2 protein-coding genes are annotated in these 1,555 nt (G+C 73.4%); both read right to left on the reverse strand.

Annotation, left to right across the window (positions count from 1 at the left end; genetic code table 11):
- Positions 1–122: 122 nt before the first annotated feature.
- Positions 123–743, reverse strand: coding sequence for a sigma-70 family RNA polymerase sigma factor (locus H5J29_RS32165; protein WP_181784681.1), 621 nt, complete (start codon positions 741–743; stop codon positions 123–125).
- Positions 744–956: 213 nt separating this feature from the next.
- A partial coding sequence (locus H5J29_RS32170; protein WP_181784682.1) for an alpha/beta fold hydrolase occupies positions 957–1,555 on the reverse strand: 599 nt, incomplete at its 5' end.

The following is a 1,555-nucleotide window of genomic DNA, read 5'->3' on the forward strand; positions in this document are numbered from 1 at the left end:
CCGCCGAACCGGGCCCGGATCTCGGCGGAGCCCAGCCGGTCGCGGCCGAGGGCGTCGAGCAGCGCGTCGTCCGCGAGGACGGCGGCGAGGTCGACCGGCGGATCGGCCACGGCGCTGCCGGTTCAGCTCGGCTCGCGACGTCCGGCGAGCATGCGGCGCAACGAGTTCAGGGCGCGATGCTGGACCAGACGCACGGTCTCGGGTTTGAGGTGGAGCAGCTCCGCGGTCTCCCGCGCGGACAGCCCCCAGGCGATCCGCAGGACCAGGATGTCCCGCGGACGGGCGGGCAGCCTGGCGAGCAGCGCGGCGACCTCGTCGCTGGTCGCGAGCTCCAGGAGGTGCTGTTCGGGCTCGTCACAGGGGTCGCAGCAGGAGAGGCCCTGCGGCGGGTCCGCGACCGCGTACTCGTGGGTGCGGGTCGCGGACGTGCAGGCGCTGGCGATCCGGTGGCTCGCCACCGTGCGCACGAACGCCAGGAACGGCCGCCCCCGGTCCCGGTACGCGGGCAGCGACCGGAGGAGCGCGAGGCACACGTCCTGCGTGACGTCCTCGGCCGACACCGGCGACCCGCGCAACCGGGTCTCGCAGTAGCGCACCACCAGCGGGCGCACGAGCTCCAACAGCTCCTCGAGCGCGTCCGCGTCCCCCGCCTGCGCCGGCGCGACCAGTCGGTCGATCCGGCTCTCCGACTCCGTGACCGGTATGGGCTCCCCCGCCGGGACGGACTCCTGTCCCTGGTACATCGCACACCTCGGCGCGCGTCCCCACGGGTGTCCCGCGGGCGGTCTCGACGGGGACCGATGGCGCGCGAATCTCGACCTTCGTACGGGCCTCGGAAACCACCCCATTCCCGACGGCCCGCGAATGGAATGATTCGAGCGTGGCACAGCACCGGAGTCGCCGCAACCAGCGCGAAGATCGGTTGTGCCGTAGAGATCAGGATCGGCGAGAAAGGGCTACGGTCGACATTCGGACGAATGCGGAGGGTCAGCGACGATGTCCTCCAGAAACGGTATGACCGCGTCGAGGAATGTCGCTTCGTCCGCGTGCACGAGATGTCCGGTCCCGGGCAGCAGGACATGGCGGGCACCCGGGATCCGCGCCGCCATCTCCGCCATCTGGCCCGCCGGGGCGACCGACTCGGCGGCCTCGACGAGCAGCGTCGGGCAGCCGATCGCGTCGACCTCGGCCCAGGCGGCCCGGCGCACCCACTCGCCCGCGATCTCCGTGGCGTCCCGGACGCGGGTGAGCAGGTGGAAGCCGTCGGCCCGCTCCTCGACGCACTCGGCCATGTAGTCGCCGAACTCCGGGCGCGGGTGCCCGAAGGCCTCCCGCACGGCGGCGAGCCCGGGGAAGGGCTGGGGCACGGCGTCGAACCAGGCCGTGGCGTCCGCCATCGTCGCGGCCGGTAGCCCGGTGAGGTCGGCCGCCATGTCCTCCACGACCAGGCCCCGCACCAGGTCCGGGCGGGTCGCGGCGAGCACCAGCGCGTGCAGTCCGCCCATCGAGTGCCCCAGCACCACCCCGGATGTTCCCGATGCCGCCGAGCACCGCC

Origin of the sequence: Pseudonocardia pini, assembly GCF_013870575.1 — a bacterium.
Lineage (GTDB): Bacteria > Actinomycetota > Actinomycetes > Mycobacteriales > Pseudonocardiaceae > Pseudonocardia > Pseudonocardia pini.

Excerpts from the sequence above, each read along its gene's own strand:
- H5J29_RS32165 (WP_181784681.1), bottom strand. The coding sequence starts at position 743 with ATGTACCAGGGACAGGAGTCCGTCCCGGCGGGGGAGCCCATACCGGTC.